This window comes from Pseudarthrobacter sp. NKDBFgelt (assembly GCF_046097905.1).
GTDB lineage: Bacteria > Actinomycetota > Actinomycetes > Actinomycetales > Micrococcaceae > Arthrobacter > Arthrobacter polychromogenes.
Genome location: NZ_JBJURL010000181.1, coordinates 1 through 1037, shown reverse-complemented (window position 1 = coordinate 1037; position 1037 = coordinate 1). Strand labels below are relative to the sequence as shown.

General features: G+C 65.7%; 2 protein-coding genes. Both read left to right on the top strand.

The genetic code is table 11. The annotated features are described in order from the left end of the window. A partial coding sequence (locus ACKAE7_RS21025) for a phage holin family protein (RefSeq protein WP_321201542.1) occupies window positions 1–378 on the top strand: 378 nt, incomplete at its 5' end. Continuing rightward, window positions 375–1037: a DUF3618 domain-containing protein gene (locus ACKAE7_RS21020; RefSeq protein ID WP_188728497.1), complete on the top strand. Its 663-nt coding sequence runs from the start codon at window positions 375–377 to the stop codon at window positions 1035–1037. The genes ACKAE7_RS21025 and ACKAE7_RS21020, both read left to right, overlap by 4 nt.

Below are 1037 nucleotides of genomic sequence, written 5' to 3'. Positions count from 1 at the left end.
AACGCCTCGCTGGGTGAGCTGCTCGGGGATGTGACCCGTGACCTGTCCACGCTGATGCGCCAGGAAGTCGAGCTGGCCAAGGCCGAACTGAAGCAGTCGGCCACGAAGGCCGGCAAGGGCTCGGGCATGCTCGCCGGGGCAGGGGTGGCAGGACACTTCGTCCTGGTCTTCCTGTCCCTGGGCCTGATGTTCGCCCTGGGCGCCCTGATGCCGCTGGGCTGGGCCGCCCTGATCGTCGCCGTGATCTGGGGCATCATCGCCGCGGTCCTGGCCTCGATCGGCCGCAAGGAACTCAAACAGGTCAAAGGCCTGCCCCAGACCGGGGAAACCCTGTCCGAAATACCCCCAACCCTAAAACCAGGTGAGGTAAACCGATGAGCGATAACCCGGACGCAATCCGTTCAGACATAGAAGCCACCCGCGCACGCCTGGGCACCAACGTCGACGCCGTGGCCGACAAGGTCACCCCGTCCAACATCGTGAACCGCCAGACCGACAAGGTAAAAGACGCCGTAAGCGGGGTCAAGGAGAAAATCATGGGCGCAGCAGACCACACCACCACCCGTGTCCAGGACACCATGCACACCGGCGCCGGGCACACCGGCAACGCACTGCACTCCACCGGGGACACCCTGCACGGGGCCAAAGACACCGCCGCAGCCAAGCTCGGCGACGCCGGAACCGCGATCTCCAACGCACCGGACCAGGTCAAAGCCAAAACCCAGGGCAACCCCCTGGCCGCGGGCCTGATCGCGTTCGGCGCCGGCATGCTGATCTCCTCCCTGATCCCGGCCAGCCAAAAGGAACGCGAGGCCGCGGACCAGCTCAAAACCGCCGCCCAGCCCCTGGCCACCCAGGTCACCGACGCCGCCAAGGACATGGTCCAGGACCTCAAGGAACCCGCCCAGGAAGCCATGGAAAACGTCAAGGCCACCGCCACCGACGCCGCCCAGAACGTCAAAGCCGAAGGCCAACACGCCGCCACCGACGTCAAAGACCGCACCACCGACGCCACCTCCAACGTCAAAAACACCTAA